Below are 15564 nucleotides of genomic sequence, written 5' to 3'. Positions count from 1 at the left end.
GTTAAATCACAAAATACTATGTAAGTTGAACGAATTCGTATGAATAGTTCAGCTTACATAGTTTGCTATTGAAGCAAACTAGGATATGGAATAAGATTGATTCGTCATAATACAACAATTTTCTACAGTGGGAAGGGATATCTTCATGCGGAAATGGAGTCGGTTTCGGGATCGCAACATACGAGAAAAGCTGTTATTGACCTACACGCTGTTGATGATTGTCCCTCTCGTGGTGATTAGTATTTACTTTTACATTTACGCCATGTCCGTTTTTGAATCTCGTATTGTGAAATCGTTTCAAGAGACCAATCAGCAGATGGTATCCACTGCGGACTCGTTTGTTAGCAGTATGTTCAAATCCTCGGAGCAGCCTTTTTATGATGAAAGGCTTATGCAAATTTTGTCGAAAGATTATTCTGCTGTAACCTACGAGACTTTTGAAAAAAGTATGGATTTCCGTTACATAAGCGATAACGTTTTTAAAGAGTTGATGACATTTAATCCCGATATTGATTCCATTCTCATCTACCCTGTAAACAATTCATTAATCTATCGTAGGGGTTATGATACGACATTCAATTATAATTACAGTCCGGTGACTGAACCGTGGTACCGAACGATTGTGAATAATGCAGAGAGACCCATTCTAGTAGGCATGCATGAGGAAAAACAGATGTATGCCAAGCCCCGCTCTGTGCTATCTGTAGGTCGTGTATTGGTCGATGTGGGTACCTATCAGAAGCTTGGTGTGCTGCTCGTTAATTTCCGTATGGATAAGCTTGAGAAGCTATTCAGCGGACTAGGTGACAAACAGGATGTAAACCAGTTCATCGTGGATGAAAAAGGGACGGTTGTGTTCAGTTCAGATCCGGCCATGATTGGGATGAAATATAGTCAGGTTATGGAAAAAATGAAGCCGGACGATGAGAACTACTATGTTGTTCACGATGAATCCAATGTGTCTGGATGGCACTTCTACAGCATCGTTCTCCGTGACAAACTGCTCGCTGAAATTAACCAAATACGCAATTTTTCTACTCTGCTTCTTCTTTTGTTGATTGTGCTGGGTTTTGTAACAGCTTTCTATGTATCTGGTAGCATCTCCAATCCGATCCGAAGACTCAATCGACTGATGCGAAAGGTAGAGAAGGGGGATTTTGATGTTACCGCTCAGCAGGATAGTCTGGATGAAGTAGGGCATCTGTCGCGTACCTTTAACCGAATGACTGTCGAAATCAAAGATTTGATTGAGCAAACCAAGATTGAAGAGAAGAAGAAGCGGAGTGCAGAACTTAATGCGCTGCAAAATCAAATTAATCCGCATTTCATTTATAATACGCTCTCCGTGATTAAGTGGATGGCGCAAGCTCAAATGGCGAACAACATTACGGAAACAGTAGATGACATAATCAAAGTTCTATCCTTTTCCACACGTAATACTCAGGAGTTTGTTTCTATTCAGGAAGAAGCGGCCTTTATACACAGTTACCTGGAACTGCTGCAGCTCAGGTATTTCAATGTGTTTGATTATGAAATCGATGTTGCGCCGGATGTTCTGGAATGCAGAACGTTAAAATTTATGGTGCAGCCTTTTGTAGAGAATGCGGTGTTTCACGGCTTTGCAGAAGATTCCCGTCAATATAACTTGAGTGTACGTGTGCAGAGGAAAGGCAGCGATATTCAGTTTACGATCTCGGATAACGGGATGGGGATCTCAGAGGAACAGCTAAGTAGGCTCTTGCAACAGGAAATGTCAGACGGTCAAACGATGAATTCCATTGGTGTGGGCAATGTCTCCAGAAGATTGAAGCTTCATTTTGGAGAAAAGTATGGGGTGACTATCAATAGCGTAAAAGGGGAAGGAACTACGGTTCTTATTCTGATCCCTAGCTTGGAGGATTCTCAGAACCACGATGGAACAAGGAGAGAAGGATACGCATGAAAATCATGATTGTGGACGATGAGTCCTTTATCCGAATGAATTTTAAGACATTTGTGGACTGGAAGCATCATGGCTATTACCTAGTAGGCGAAGCCGCTAACGGCAAAGAGGCTTTGGAGAAAGTGGATGAGCTTCATCCGGATGTAGTTTTTCTGGATATCCGAATGCCTTTGATGGATGGGCTGGAGGTTCTCCGTCAGCTCCGGCATACCAATCATGCCTGCAAAGTTATTATTCTGAGCAGCCATAATGAGTTTGAATATGCCCAAGAGGCGCTTAGGCTAGGTGCATGCGATTATATTCATAAACCGAATCTGACACAGTCCGCTGTATTTGAAGCGTTGAGCCGCGTCCGGACACAGTTGAATCACCAGCCTGTGGGAGATCATTTTGTTTCTCTGCAGCAAAATATGGAGAAGAACCGCAATGAGTTGAAAACGCTTTTTTTACGGGATTTAGCGGTCGGTGTTGTTCGCCATGAGTGGGAAATTGAGCAAAAGACAAAGCTGTACGATTTGAATCTGAAGCAGCCTAATGTGCTTTGCATCGTCATGTTGATTGATCAATATGACAAGGTGAAGGAACGTTACAATAAGGGAATGGAGCATTTACTCGGCTTTTCGATCCTCAACATTTTGCAAGAGGTGCTGCATCGGTACAGCGAGCTAGAGCTGTTTCTGATGAGTCCGAACGAGCTGGTTATTATAAAAACGTATTCCGGCATCAGAAGTATGAATGAAATTCTTGAAGAACGCTGGGGACTCATCCGTAAAATTGAAAAGACATTAAAACAGTTTTTGAACATACAAGTTAGTTTTCTTATCAGCGGGCTGCATGCCCGTCTGCTTGATATTCCCAAAGCCTATCATGAAGCTCAGGAATCTGCTGAAATGCTATTTTATGAGGATCGCAGCAACGTTGTTGTCTACGAACCAGGCAGCATCAAGGAAATGAGTGATAAGGCACTGTGTACCCTGTTTGAACAGCGTATCCGTAAGGAAATGGATGAAAAGCACGTATCTTCTGCTATTGCTATAGTTCATGAGATGTTTGCCACGATCAAGGAGAAGAGATCTTTAAGCAGGCATGCCACCTTGGAAATATGCGTGAATCTCCACTGCCAGATTCAGTCCCATATGAAGGAGGACAGCGGGGAGGAAGACTATACAGGAATGCAGGAAATCATGTCAGCCGAGCGTTTGGAGCATCTTCATCTGCTGCTAATCCAGGAGTTGGAGAGTCTACAGGAGAGTTATACGGATGCGGCGACATCTACGAACTACAAGATCAAAAGGGTCATTGATTATATTCACCACAATTACAATCAAGATTTGACACTGAATGAGCTAGCCGATTACGTTGGTCTGAACAACAGCTATCTGAGCCGTATTTTTAAGGAACAAACGGGTTCCATGCTGATTCCATATATCAACGGCTATCGTGTGAAAAAGTCTCTAGAGCTACTTAAAGAAGGAAAGCTGAAAACGTATGAGATCGCGGAGAGAGTAGGGTTTAACAGTATTGACAACTACTATATCAGCTTTAAGAAGATTTATGGGCTCCCACCGAACGAATACCGAAAGACTAACATGGTAAAGTAAAAAATCACAAAGATATGTAAAGATCCTCTGTTTGCTCTCGATTGCTGTGTAGCTAAGATGAAGATAACACCACTTACGGTGAATCTTCTTAAATAAAAGGGGTAGTGACAAATGAGAAAGAAGTCAGTCCTGTTATTGTGCTCGCTGATGTTGATGCTGTCTACGGCAGCGTGTGGCAACAAATCCAATACCGGTAACTCTGGTAATGGAGCTTCAGACAACGCCGGAGCGGCAAAGCCGGAGAAGCAAGAAACCGTCGAAGTCACGATGGCATACTGGGCTAATGCGTCCGAGCAAAAGAACTTCGAATTTATGGTAGACGGTATTGATAAGGAATATCCGAACATTAAAGTTAAGATGCAAATGTACCCAACCAGTGATGAATTTTGGAAAGCGGTTCCAACGGCGATTGCTGCCGGGGTAGGACCTGATATCATAGCTATGTCGGATGAAGGAAACTATGAGTATATCAAGAAAGGCGTACTCGCTCCACTCGATGATATGATCGATAAAGTGGGGTTTGATAAAGAACGTATTACTGGATCGCTGTACAAAGGCTGGACAGATGATAATAAACTTTACGGAATTCCTTATGATTCTTCTACTTCTATGCTGGCGATCAACAAAGAGATGTTTGAAAAATCAGGAATCACTAAATATCCAGAAACAATGGATGAGGTTGTTGAGTTGGCAAAAGCCATGACTAAAGATGGTATGAAAGGTATTATCGGCAGTATCGATCCATTCCACATCACTCAATATGTTCACGCTTTCGGTGGAGACTGGGGCTTCGGAAAAACGATCGATTCCAAAGAAAACGTAGCTGGTGTGCAGTTCTTCGTGGACCTTTTCCTCAAAAATAAAGTTGCTATTGCTCCAATTGAAGTAGGGGCTCCATGGGACGGCGAAGTATTCAGTCAAGAAAAAGGGGCTATGTCCACGGCTGGTCCATGGTATGTAGGTCATTTGAAAGAAGCTAACCCAGATATGGGATTGATTGCTCTGCCGATGCCAAAAGGTACGGTAGAAGCACAAAGCGCGTACTCTCACGGCTTGTCGATACTGGACGGCAGCAAGCATAAGGAAGAAGCTATGCAAGTGATCAAGTATGCGCTACGTGATGAAGCACAATTGAATGCAATTGAGGCAGTTGGATATTCACCGGCAGTATCTTCTCTGCTTCCTAAATATTTGGAGAAAAATCCTGAATTGAAAGCGGTATTCGACAATATGGAAAAAGTCGGCATGCCCTTTGCTTACCCTGAACAAACCAAAGCGTTTCATGCCGATCTGCTTAAAGGCGTAGAGGAAATCATCTTTAAGCAAGACGGCTTGACGGTTGAAAAGCTGCTGAATGATCTTCAAAGTAAATACGGTGAAAACTAGTTATCAAGCGGTTGGACTTTGCCATAACCAAAGTCCAACCATTTTTTTCACAATCATTTAAGGAGGTCTAAGGGGAAAATGAAAAAGTCGTTTAACAGTGTCATTTCAAAGTTTGTACTCATGTGCTTGTTCATCACATCTATCGGTCCTGTGTACTCTATGCAGGCCGCACCCGCAGCACCTGCTCCTAAGATTAATGAAGGCGTGGTCAATGGCGAGTTTCCACTGAATTTAACACATACGGGAGATATCGACTGGCTACATTTTAAAGCGGATAATTTGAATCAGCTTCAACGAATTCAGAAGGCAGGCCCCAATTCAGTTACCTTCAGTGTATATGGAGATACAGCAACTGAGGGTAAGTTGAACAGAGGCACCGATGCCGATTACATGTCCTATACCTGGAGTAATGGTATGCCAGGATTTGAATATGGATTAAATGACACTGGGACGGGTTTATTTTATCCAAAATCCAGTCGAGACAAAGGAAGCTATAACAATGTTGGCTGGGACATTGAAGTAGCAGCGCAGCCACAGGATTCCACCCTAGTATTTAGTCTTGGGTTGTGGCAAGCGGATGTAGATCTCAATATCTATACTGACGATGTACTCTCGGTAACCCGAAGCGTATACGGCGATTCTGTTTCCAAGAACTATAAATATCAAGTTAACGTGCCTGCGAATGTGAAGCTGAAAATTGAAGGGCGTTTGACAAAGGTTGTCGCGAAGAACGGAAATATATCATTCTCTGGACTCGCTTTAAGCAGTATGGCACTTGCGGATAAATTGGCGCTGCAAAATGAATACAACCGAGTTAGCAATATGACACAAGGTCTTTATACAAATGAGACGTGGCAAGTTCTGGTGAATACGCTGGTAGCTGCCAAGCTTATCCTTGATCGAACAGAGGCAACGCAGACGGAAGTTGACAGCGCTATCAATGCTTTGGTAGCAGCGCAGCTTGGTCTGGTGAAGAGAGAATCGAACATTGTAATTGATTTTACGGATAAAGCGTTCAAGGAGTATACTTTCGGTGCTAAAACCGATCAACAGGATAGATATCAAACCTTCATAGTGAAGGAAGCTGTTGATATGAAGTATGTTCAGGTGAATGTCAAAAGATATAAAGAGCCTGTGAGCGACTTGATCATCAAACTACATGCAGTAAACAGTGAAGGGCTGCCGACTGGAGAACCGCTGGTCCAAACGACAGTGGACAAAAACAGGATTGTGGACGGAGGTCTCACTACTGCGGAGTTGAGCTACAGTCTCCTTCAGGATACGCGGTATGCGCTCGTTCTGACTCAGCAAGATCGGGGTTCCGGAGAATACCGCTGGGTCATTATGTCTAAGAACTTTGAATCTCAAAAGGAGTACTTTGGCAAATCGACATCAGGTGTCTTTAAATCTGAAGCGAGTCTGGGCACGGGCATCATGAGAATTGTGAAAGAAGGTAACGTGGATCGAGCCCCACTGCAGGGCTTGATTGAAGAGCTTAAGCAATATAACAGACAACTTTACACGCTCCAAAGCTGGTCTTCCTTGGAGATAGCATTGAGCAGCGCTCATGAGCGCTTGAACGATGTAGATGTTAAACAGGCAGAGCTTGATACGGCATTAAATCAGCTGCAAACAGCCTTTAATAACCTAGCGCTAAGTACGAACCTGGATGTAATGGCTAAACAGATGAAGACGATCAGCCAAGCGGCCCTAATTGGCTACACCAGCCAGTCGGCAGATGCTTTGCATCAAGCAATCCAGGAAGCACAAGCTTTGAATATCGGTGCATCCGAGCAAGAACGGATCAAGGTGTATTCAAAAGTACTGAATGCAATGGATGGATTGCAACTGGAAATGAAATATCAGTACGAATTGAACCCTAAAATGACCGCTGGTTTTGGTTTTGAAGGTGACAAGAACGCCACGCTGGCTTTCCTTGACGGATCCTATCAGATCGGCGGAACCCGCCCTATGCAAAATGGGTTTGTGGCAACGAAACAAATCGTTACGTTCGGTGCGACAAATACATCAGGCATCAAATGGTATAATGCCGAAGGCTATCTGCCAGTCTTTATAAATGAGTTTGCTAAAGACAATATGGACTATAAAATTGAATCGTTTGGTAACAAACATACGGTAGAGAGCAAAGACTACGTGATTAACTATTCCAGAATGACGGTTACCAATCATTCGGATGAGACGCGCCTGCTGCCGGTTGTATCTGCCAATCTGGTTCCGATGAATCAGGCTGCAAACGAAGTTTATACGATCAAACCTGGTGAGACTGTTGTCAGAGAGTTTGCTATTGAAGGGGATAAGTATGAATATTTCGATGCGGGGAAAACGAGCTTTACATCCTTAACGAGAGAGCAAGTGTCGAAACTAGGTACGTTTGACAGCAACTACAGTGAGATGAAATCCTACTGGAATAACAGACTGTCCACAATAGTTGATATCGATCTGCCGAATAAAGAGCTGGTTAATGCTTTTAAAGCAGGCTACATTTACAATATGATTATTAAAGACGGCAATTATCTGCATGTGGGTGAGAATGGTTATGCCAGACTTTACTCTCACGATACCATCGGGATTGTTGTTCAATTGATCCAGAGCGGTGACTTTGCACACGCAAGAGAGTATCTGGAAAGCATACCTCTTACCGGCGGAATTAACATCGAGACCGGTCAAGTGGACCCAAACCTGTTCTGGGATGCCAACTGGAAGCTTCCGTGGACGTATGCTGTATATTTGAGCAAAACCGGCGATACATCCTTATTTGATGAAAAGATGAAAGCCGATGACGGATCAGAGGGTACCGTTTTCGATAAGCGGGTAAAATTCGGAGCAAGAAGCATTGAAAGCGACCGCGCTGGAGATGGTCGAATTATGAAAGAAACGAAAGCCATAGATTCATTGGGGTATTGGACGATTGACAATTACTCCGCTCTGACAGGATTGGCATCTTATGAATACATCGCGCGTGAGCTGTATAAGGTGAAAGGTCAAGCAAGTTATCTGGCAGAGGCAGAGTGGGCTAACGCTCAATACGAGGATCTGCTCGCGGCTTTCACAGCCAAATTGCAAAAAACAATTACCGACAAAGCACTAAACTATATTCCTGCATCTGTTGTGCAAAGTAATGACGAGAACCGGATGAAAGACTCCCGTGATGCCAACTGGGCTTCCATGTTCCTGTTCGGAAGATGGCTGTGGGATGGATATTTGTATGGTGCGAACCAGCCAGAGGACAATATCAACCTGACGATGCTAGATGATACTTATACCTATGGTATGGAGCGACGCGTCAAGGAAGGGACAACCGATTCTATTTATAACTTTGGCGGTTATCCGCATGGCTTCTACTCCAGTGCGTATAACGCCGGTTACGGCAGCGCCGCGCTTCGCGGTGAGAAATACAGAGACATGGGGATTAAAGCTTACGAGTTTATGATTGAAAACTCCATGAGTGGACCGTTTAGTTGGTGGGAAGGCGTAGCTTACCCTACCGCAGAATCTAGCCCTTGGACGGCAACCAATGATGAACTTGGTGTGCGTAGTACGCCTGGCGGTGGCGGATCGGCCCAGCATATGTGGGGGCAGGCCGTCAATTCAAAGGTATTGGTGGACTCGCTGATCACTGAGCGTATCTACGATCAGAACACAAAATACGAAATTATTGTGGGACGTGGTATTCCTAAAGATTGGGTTATGGATGCCGATAAGAACAACAATGTGGTAGCGGATGTTCAGAACTATCCTGCTTTCCAAGGTGGAAGAGTAGGATACAATGTGGTTAGAAAAGCAAACCAGCTTGTGGTTACATTTACGACCAGTCTGGAGCAAGCCAAGGCTGATACGAGCAATGCACAAATCAGCATTCAATTGCCTAGTATGGTTAACAACATTCTGGAGTCTTCTGAGGGTGTTGTTGATAACGCCAAAGGTATCGTGACCGTTCCGCTCAGTACAAAAAGATTAGCAATCACTTTGAGTGATCTACCTAAGCCTACCGATGTAGAGCTTGATAGAGAGGAGCTTACCATTGGATTTGCTACCGGCGACTCCAGTGACTCGGTAACCCAAAACGTGGTGTTGAGAGCGGAAGGAAAGCGCGGTAGCTCAATCACTTGGTCTTCAAGCGAGCCGAATATAATTTCGAATACGGGTAAGGTTAAGCGCCCGACTGTTTCTACTCCAGTGACGTTGAAAGCAATTTTGGAAAAAGACGGCGTTCAGGTTGAGAAGACGTTTGTCTTAACGGTTATCAAGGCAAATGAAGATTCGGGCAATAACGGAAACAATAGCAACAACGGTAACAATAGTAATAATAGCAACATCGGAAACACCAGCAATAATGGTAATAACGGAAACAACGGAAACAACGGAGGTTCGGTTAATCTACCGAAATTTCCGGACATTTCGAATCACTGGGCATTCGATTCTATTGTTACCGCAATAGAACGTGGAATTATCAATGGTTATGAAGACGGAACATTCCGTCCGAATGCTGTGGTGAAACGCAGTGAGCTGATGGTTATGCTTGGCCGTGCGTTGAAACTCTCGGATACGGACACTACAACTCTTCCGTTTGAAGATGCAACTAGCATTCCGTCATGGGCGAAACCTTACATCTCTAGTGCAGTCAAATCTGGAATTATTAAGGGATACGAGGATAATTCTTTCCGTCCTGATGGTAAGGTGACCAGGATCGAATTTGTAGCGATGGTTGCACGTGCACTCGATTTGAAGAGTGGTACGAAGACTAGCTTGCCTTTTGCTGATGCTGATCAAATTCCTGCCTGGGGAAAAGATTATGCAGCAGCGGCATATGAGGCAGGTCTGATCCAAGGTAAAGGAAATGACCGATTTGCTCCAAATGAACCGGTGACGAGAGCGGAAGTGGTGACCCTGCTTTTGAGAATGTCTAAATAAGATAGAATAATTTAGTTGAATAAAAAAGTTAGAGGCTTGCGGATAAGATGCAAGCCTCTTTTGATTTTACACAGCAACTGTTTTTTATGAGGATTTTGGGAATGATGAAGCAGTCTGCTATACTCTTGTGGTAGCGCTTGCTTCTGAAGTTTAAAATTAGGTTAAGTAAGATTAACGAAATAATAATATACTTGGAGGGCTAAACGATGAGTGAATTGAACGCACCGTTCTCGGGTGGACCCACTTTAAATGATGGAGTGACCATGCCGTGGTTGGGTCTTGGCGTGTATAAGACTAAGGATGGCGAAGAGGTTATTCATGCGGTCAAAACCGCAATAGAATTAGGATATCGCAGTATTGATACGGCTGCTGGTTATAATAACGAAGATGGCGTTGGACAAGCTATTCGTGAATGTGGAGTGGCCCGTGATGAACTGTTTATTACGACGAAAGTACGCAACCCTGATCAAGGCTATGAATCAACACTGAAAGCATTCGAGGTTAGCCGGCGTAAGCTGGGGCTGGACTATATAGATTTGTATCTTATACACTGGCCGGTGGCAGGGAAGTATCGGGAGACATGGAAAGCTCTGATTCATTTGCAAAAAGAGGGCCTCATCAAGTCCATCGGTGTGAGCAATTTTCAGATTCATCATCTGAAGGATATCATCGAGGATACGGGAATAGTGCCAGTGGTGAATCAGGTGGAATTCCATCCGCTGTTAACTCAGCGCGAGCTGCTGAAGTATGCCAATGAGCAAGGCATTCAGCTTGAAGCTTGGAGTCCGCTAATGCAAGGGAATCTGGATCTCCCCCTCCTCAACGAGCTGGCTGAAAAGTATGGTAAAACCCCCGCACAAATTGTGCTTCGTTGGGATTTACAGCAAGGCGTCATTACGATTCCAAAATCGGTGAATGCCGATCGAATCAAGGAGAATGCAGGATTCTTTGACTTCACGCTAAGCGATGAGGACGTCAAGGCCATCGAAGATCTGAACCAAGATCACCGGTTTGGTCCGGATCCTGATAATTTTAATTTTTAATAAATGCGAAAATAAACCAAACAGCAAGTCACCGGATAAGGAGACTTGCTGTTTGGTTTGTCGTTTACCTCTTATTTTTCTAAGTGCCTATTGGATGGAGACGTTATATTTTCGCAGCCAGAGATCTACTTGCGCCAGATACGCAAACAGCTGAGGACCGGACATGAGCTGACCGAACCAAGGGAGATTGGTAGAGGATTCTGGGGAAGCGGCGATCTCACGGATTTTGGCAGCATCAATTAAAGGGAGTATTGGCGAAGTAGAATCATCTAGAATGTTCAATACTTGTGTTCGTACTGCATTTAAATAGGCTGGATTGTGGGTTTTTGGGTATGGACTTTTTTTACGATATAGCACATCATCTGGAAGAATTCCCTCAAGCGCTTTACGTAAAATCCCTTTTTCACGACCGTTCAGGTTCTTGATTTCCCAAGGAATATTAAAGACATATTGAACGAGGCGATGATCACAATAAGGAACACGTACCTCTAGTCCGGCGCCCATACTCATTCGGTCCTTACGGTCGAGCAAAGTAGGCATGAATCGGGTGATGTTTAGATAGGACATTACGCGCATTTGTGCTTGTTTACCTGTCTCCCCATCCAATTTTGGGACTTCTGCCACTGCATCACTGTATCTGTCACCCAAATATTCCAGCGGTCGAATCCATTCATTAACTTCAGGGGATAATAGACTTGCGCGCATTTTAGGGGCAACTGACCAAGGGAAAGTACCTGAGGAGAGCATCTCCTCCCGATGGAACCAAGGATATCCGCCAAAAATCTCATCAGCGGCTTCACCGGAAATGGCTACAGTAGCATTCTTTTTAATCTCGCGGCAAAATAAATATAAAGAAGAGTCCACATCGGTCATCCCCGGTAAATCGCGTGTGTACAGGGCATTATCAAGTGCTTCTACAAGCTCCGGCGTATCAAATGAGATATAGTGATGGTTTGTATTTAATTCATCGACCATTCGCTTAATCCACGGTCCATCTGCTCCGGGCTGAAAAGTATGACTCTTAAAGTGCTTGTCGTTATCGACATAATCGACGGAATACGTATCCACTCGTCCCTGACCGTTTCGGTTGTAGTAATCGACTGCAAGTGCTGTTAGCGCACTGGAATCCAGCCCTCCCGACAAGAGGGAGCAAACAGGAACATCTGAAACCAGCTGACGTTCGAGCGTATCCTGCAGCAGTTCACGCACCTTAGCGGCTGTCTCTGTTTCATTGTCAGTGTGTTTTGCGCTTTCCAGCTTCCAATAAGCATAACTGCGCAGACCTTCGCGACTATAGATCATGGCATGCCCCGGACGAAGTTCCTGCATATCCTTATATACACCGTGTCCGGGAGTACGGGCTGGGCCGACAATAAAGATTTCTGCTAGTCCTTCGGGACCTACGACAGGCTGTACCTTGGGGTGCTGCAGGAGCGCCTTAGGCTCTGAGCCAAAAACTAAGACATCATCCACCTTACTATAGAACAGGGGCTTCACACCTAAGCGGTCACGTGCAAAAAAGACCTGATCTCGAAGACCGTCCCACACCGCAAAGGCAAAGATTCCATTGAGCTTCTCTGCACAATCCGGCCCCCATTCGATATAGGCATGCAGCAGAACCTCGGTGTCACATTGGGTACGGAATTGATGCCCACGCTGCTTAAGCTCTTGTTTGAGCTCGGGTGCGTTATATAATTCGCCGTTGTACACAATCGCATATACCTGTTCCTCATGGCGGGTGATCATAGGCTGCGCGCCGTTCTCTGGATCGATAACGCTAAGTCTGCGGTGACCGAATGCGCAGGGGCCTGAAATCCAAGTTCCAGCTGCATCGGGTCCGCGGTTTGCTAAAGTTTCAGTCATTTTGACCAGCAACTGCGAGTGCTGCGTGAGATCTCCGCGCCACTGGATAAATCCGGTTATTCCGCACATGATGGTTCATCCTCTCTTATTGTGCGATTGTTGTCCTTACTTTTTTGCCAAGTAATACAGATATATGCCGAAGGAAGGCATAAAATGTATGTCCTTATCCGAACACTAGGGGAGAGAGGAATTTGCCAGGAGGGAAGGATGACAGGTGTATTATATTAAAGATGCCAAGATTCGCAGAATGATGGAGTATGACGGTGCACCTTGTGCAGAAGTAGGGGTGCTGCCAGGTGCTGTTAGTGATCCTGCGCTTTTGGTGTATATCGTAGAAGATCAGCGCGAGGAAGGATACGAGATTGTCCGTATTCTCACTAATGATGCGGATACTTCTACCGATTGGTTTGATAACAATATGCATGACGCTTTTAAAGATGTGACTTCGAGCGCGTTTACAGGCAGTATGATTATGTCGCCAGAAGATGAACGTTCCAAATTTCAGAGAGAATTAATGACATACGGTGATTTAAAAAAGCAGCTGGAGCAGCATTTTCGGAATTTGGAGTAGAGTAGAAACGAGGGTATCCTTGAGCTATGAAAATAGCTTGGTACCCTCGTAATTATTAAAACAGGATGAAGATGACTTATTTTCCAAAATGTTTGATCTTGAAAAATCTGCTGAATACGGTATAATAAATATCGTTGCGTCAATACATATCATTATTTCTTATATGTCCCGGTAGCTCAGCTGGATAGAGCATGCGCCTTCTAAGCGCACGGTCAGGGGTTCGAATCCCTTCCGGGACGTCAAGTAACAGCCTTCCATCGGGAAGGCTGTTTTTGCGTGCAGGGAAAGAGAAGCCCGGGTGGTTCGTCGGAGCATAAGCATCGATAGAAATAGCTTCGCAGTCAGCCCGAAAGGGCTGCATCCCGCTCGGGGCAAGTAACAGCCTTCCATCGGGAAGGCTGTTTTTGCGTGCAGGGAAAGAGAAGCCCGGGTGGTTCGTCGGAGCATAAGCATCGATAGGATCAGCTTCGCAGTCAGCCCGAAAGGGCTGCATCCTGCTCGGGGCGAGTAACAGCCTTCCTTCGGGGAGGCTGTTTTTGCGTACGTGGGAAGAGAAGCCCGGGTGGTTCGTCGGAGCATAAGCATCGATAGGATCAGCTTCGCAGTCAGCCCGAAAGGGCTGCATCCCGCTCGGGGCAAGTAACAGCCTTTCTTCGGGAGGGCTGTTTTTGCGTGCAGAGCACCCTGCATCAAAGAAAAGGAAGCTCTAATAGATAATTAGGGAATATCTCCCTATAATCCAGAGATTTCTGCTCAATAAACTAACAATTAGGGAAATTCTCCCTGTAATTTAGCTAATTCGTTGGCGAATATAGAAATTCTCTCGATTATTAGGGAGGATTTCCTTCATTTTATTCATTTTTAGAAATTATCGGCTAAATACAGGGAGTTTTTCCCTAATTCCTCTCAAAAAGGCCAACCCAATAATCCTGGTTGGCCTAAATATACGAAAAAAAAATCTGCGTGAAGCCTATCTTACATATACCCACCTAAAGAAGCGGCCAGATTTCCTCCCAGACAGTGTCTAGTATAGCTTGCAAATTATCTTCCATACTGTTAATAGCGATTACTACTTGAGCATCCGGTGCAACAATACAGAATTGTCCGTAAGCGCCATCAGCACGATAAGCATCGTGTGTGCACAGCCAGAATTGACAGCCGTACCCTTGGCCCCAATCACCGTCGCCATTATTCTCGATCTGCTTTTGCGTGACAAAATCGATCCAAGCTGCAGGAATAAGCTGTTGCCCTTGCCATACTCCTTTTTGCAAAAGAAGCTGTCCAAATCGGCTTAATTCTTCCGTGTTAATCTGAAGACCGGCACAACCTAGGGTGATCCCTTGAGGGGTCATTTCCCAATCGACATTTTCAATGCCTAGTGGGGCAAAGAGACGGGGAACGAGGTAATCTTTTACGGTTTGTCCGACACTGGCCTGTACCATTGCAGAGATCATAATGGTATCCCCACTGCTGTAGGTAAACTGTTCCCCGGGACTTCTGTCCAATGGCAGAGATAGATAATGTTGTATCCAGTTTACGTCCTTCAATGCTAATCTCTCTTCAACCCAAAATGGAGGGGAATCATGACCTGTGCTCATTCGCAGTAAATCGAACAAGGTCAATTCACCAGGCTGCATTGAGGGAAGGGCTTGCTTATGAGTGAATGCGTAATCCGGAAACACATCTTTTAATGTTGTATCTAGTGTTAGCTTCCCTTCTTCGATGGCCAGTCCCACCGCCATGCATGTAAAAGATTTGCTGACCGAATGCTGCAAGCGCCGAATATCCTCCGCGAGATCCAGTTTGCCCACTAGAGTTCCATTTTGAAGCACGCGAACATTGAACACATTCAATCCACGTTCACGGATCTGAGCTTCGAAGCGAGTCATGTTTAACATAAAATGTAGCCCTCTCTCTCTAAGATTCCAAGCTGAGATTAGATAATTTAGTAGTCGATATGATTGAAAACAATGTGGAAACGTTTCCTCTATACAGATATTAAATAGCTAAATCGATGGTATTCCATTCTTATTTTAAAGTCAATTAAAGCGGGGAAACTAGTAATTAACACCAAATCCCTTGAAAAATTAAAATAAATTCGAAACGCGAGTTGGTTTTTGTCAAAAAAACATAGGTTGACTTCTAAAAAATATCTGTCCATAATGAACGTATTAAGCGATTTGAATACGAAAACAGTCAAAATGATGTCATGGGAAACGTTTCCCA

The 15564-nt window shown here is 44.5% G+C and carries 8 protein-coding genes and 1 tRNA gene; 7 read left to right on the top strand and 2 right to left on the bottom strand.

All coding sequences use genetic code 11. From position 1 onward, the window contains the following. The first annotated feature begins 145 nt into the window (after positions 1 to 145). The 5 genes from ACN6MV_RS25190 (at position 146) to ACN6MV_RS25170 (ending at position 10904) form a co-directional block, all read left to right on the top strand. The gene (locus ACN6MV_RS25190) at positions 146 to 1942 is read left to right on the top strand and encodes a sensor histidine kinase (RefSeq protein ID WP_339287881.1); all 1797 of its coding nucleotides are present in this window, start codon (positions 146 to 148) and stop codon (positions 1940 to 1942) included. Further along, the gene (locus ACN6MV_RS25185; protein ID WP_419885104.1) at positions 1939 to 3543 is read left to right on the top strand and encodes a response regulator; all 1605 of its coding nucleotides are present in this window, start codon (positions 1939 to 1941) and stop codon (positions 3541 to 3543) included. The genes ACN6MV_RS25190 and ACN6MV_RS25185 overlap by 4 nt, the downstream gene beginning before the upstream one ends. A gap of 111 nt (positions 3544 to 3654) precedes the next feature. Further along, complete coding sequence (locus tag ACN6MV_RS25180) at positions 3655 to 4929, top strand: extracellular solute-binding protein (protein WP_042130694.1); 1275 nt, start codon at positions 3655 to 3657, stop codon at positions 4927 to 4929. A gap of 78 nt (positions 4930 to 5007) precedes the next feature. Continuing rightward, entirely contained in the window at positions 5008 to 9861 is a 4854-nt protein-coding gene (locus ACN6MV_RS25175; protein WP_419885103.1) for an S-layer homology domain-containing protein, read from the top strand. Positions 9862 to 10067: 206 nt separating this feature from the next. Continuing rightward, positions 10068 to 10904: an aldo/keto reductase gene (locus tag ACN6MV_RS25170; RefSeq protein ID WP_076120772.1), complete on the top strand. Its 837-nt coding sequence runs from the start codon at positions 10068 to 10070 to the stop codon at positions 10902 to 10904. 87 nt (positions 10905 to 10991) lie between these two features. Here the strand turns inward: ACN6MV_RS25170 and asnB are convergent, their stop codons facing one another. Beyond that, complete coding sequence (asnB, locus tag ACN6MV_RS25165) at positions 10992 to 12836, bottom strand: asparagine synthase (glutamine-hydrolyzing) (RefSeq protein ID WP_076120771.1); 1845 nt, start codon at positions 12834 to 12836, stop codon at positions 10992 to 10994. A 145-nt stretch (positions 12837 to 12981) separates the two neighbouring features. Here asnB and ACN6MV_RS25160 point away from each other — a divergent pair, with 145 nt between their 5' ends. Then, complete coding sequence (locus ACN6MV_RS25160; protein WP_042130688.1) at positions 12982 to 13338, top strand: hypothetical protein; 357 nt, start codon at positions 12982 to 12984, stop codon at positions 13336 to 13338. A 165-nt stretch (positions 13339 to 13503) separates the two neighbouring features. Further along, positions 13504 to 13577 (top strand) — tRNA-Arg (locus ACN6MV_RS25155). A gap of 750 nt (positions 13578 to 14327) precedes the next feature. On the opposite strand, the gene ACN6MV_RS25150 is transcribed toward ACN6MV_RS25155, so the two are convergent. Beyond that, complete coding sequence (locus ACN6MV_RS25150) at positions 14328 to 15236, bottom strand: serine hydrolase domain-containing protein (protein ID WP_042130687.1); 909 nt, start codon at positions 15234 to 15236, stop codon at positions 14328 to 14330. Positions 15237 to 15564: the final 328 nt, after the last annotated feature.

The organism is Paenibacillus sp. B-A-8, from assembly GCF_048572915.1.
Lineage (GTDB): Bacteria > Bacillota > Bacilli > Paenibacillales > Paenibacillaceae > Paenibacillus_AQ.
The sequence above is the reverse complement of the archived record's forward strand: the minus strand, read 5'-3'. Positions and strand labels throughout refer to the sequence as shown.

Coding starts and splice junctions, on each gene's coding strand:
- asnB (WP_076120771.1), bottom strand. CDS start 12,836: ATGTGCGGAATAACCGGATTTATCCAGTGGCGCGGAGATCTCACGCAG.
- ACN6MV_RS25185 (WP_419885104.1), top strand. CDS start 1,939: ATGAAAATCATGATTGTGGACGATGAGTCCTTTATCCGAATGAATTTT.
- ACN6MV_RS25175 (WP_419885103.1), top strand. CDS start 5,008: ATGAAAAAGTCGTTTAACAGTGTCATTTCAAAGTTTGTACTCATGTGC.
- ACN6MV_RS25170 (WP_076120772.1), top strand. CDS start 10,068: ATGAGTGAATTGAACGCACCGTTCTCGGGTGGACCCACTTTAAATGAT.
- ACN6MV_RS25190 (WP_339287881.1), top strand. CDS start 146: ATGCGGAAATGGAGTCGGTTTCGGGATCGCAACATACGAGAAAAGCTG.
- ACN6MV_RS25150 (WP_042130687.1), bottom strand. CDS start 15,236: ATGTTAAACATGACTCGCTTCGAAGCTCAGATCCGTGAACGTGGATTG.
- ACN6MV_RS25180 (WP_042130694.1), top strand. CDS start 3,655: ATGAGAAAGAAGTCAGTCCTGTTATTGTGCTCGCTGATGTTGATGCTG.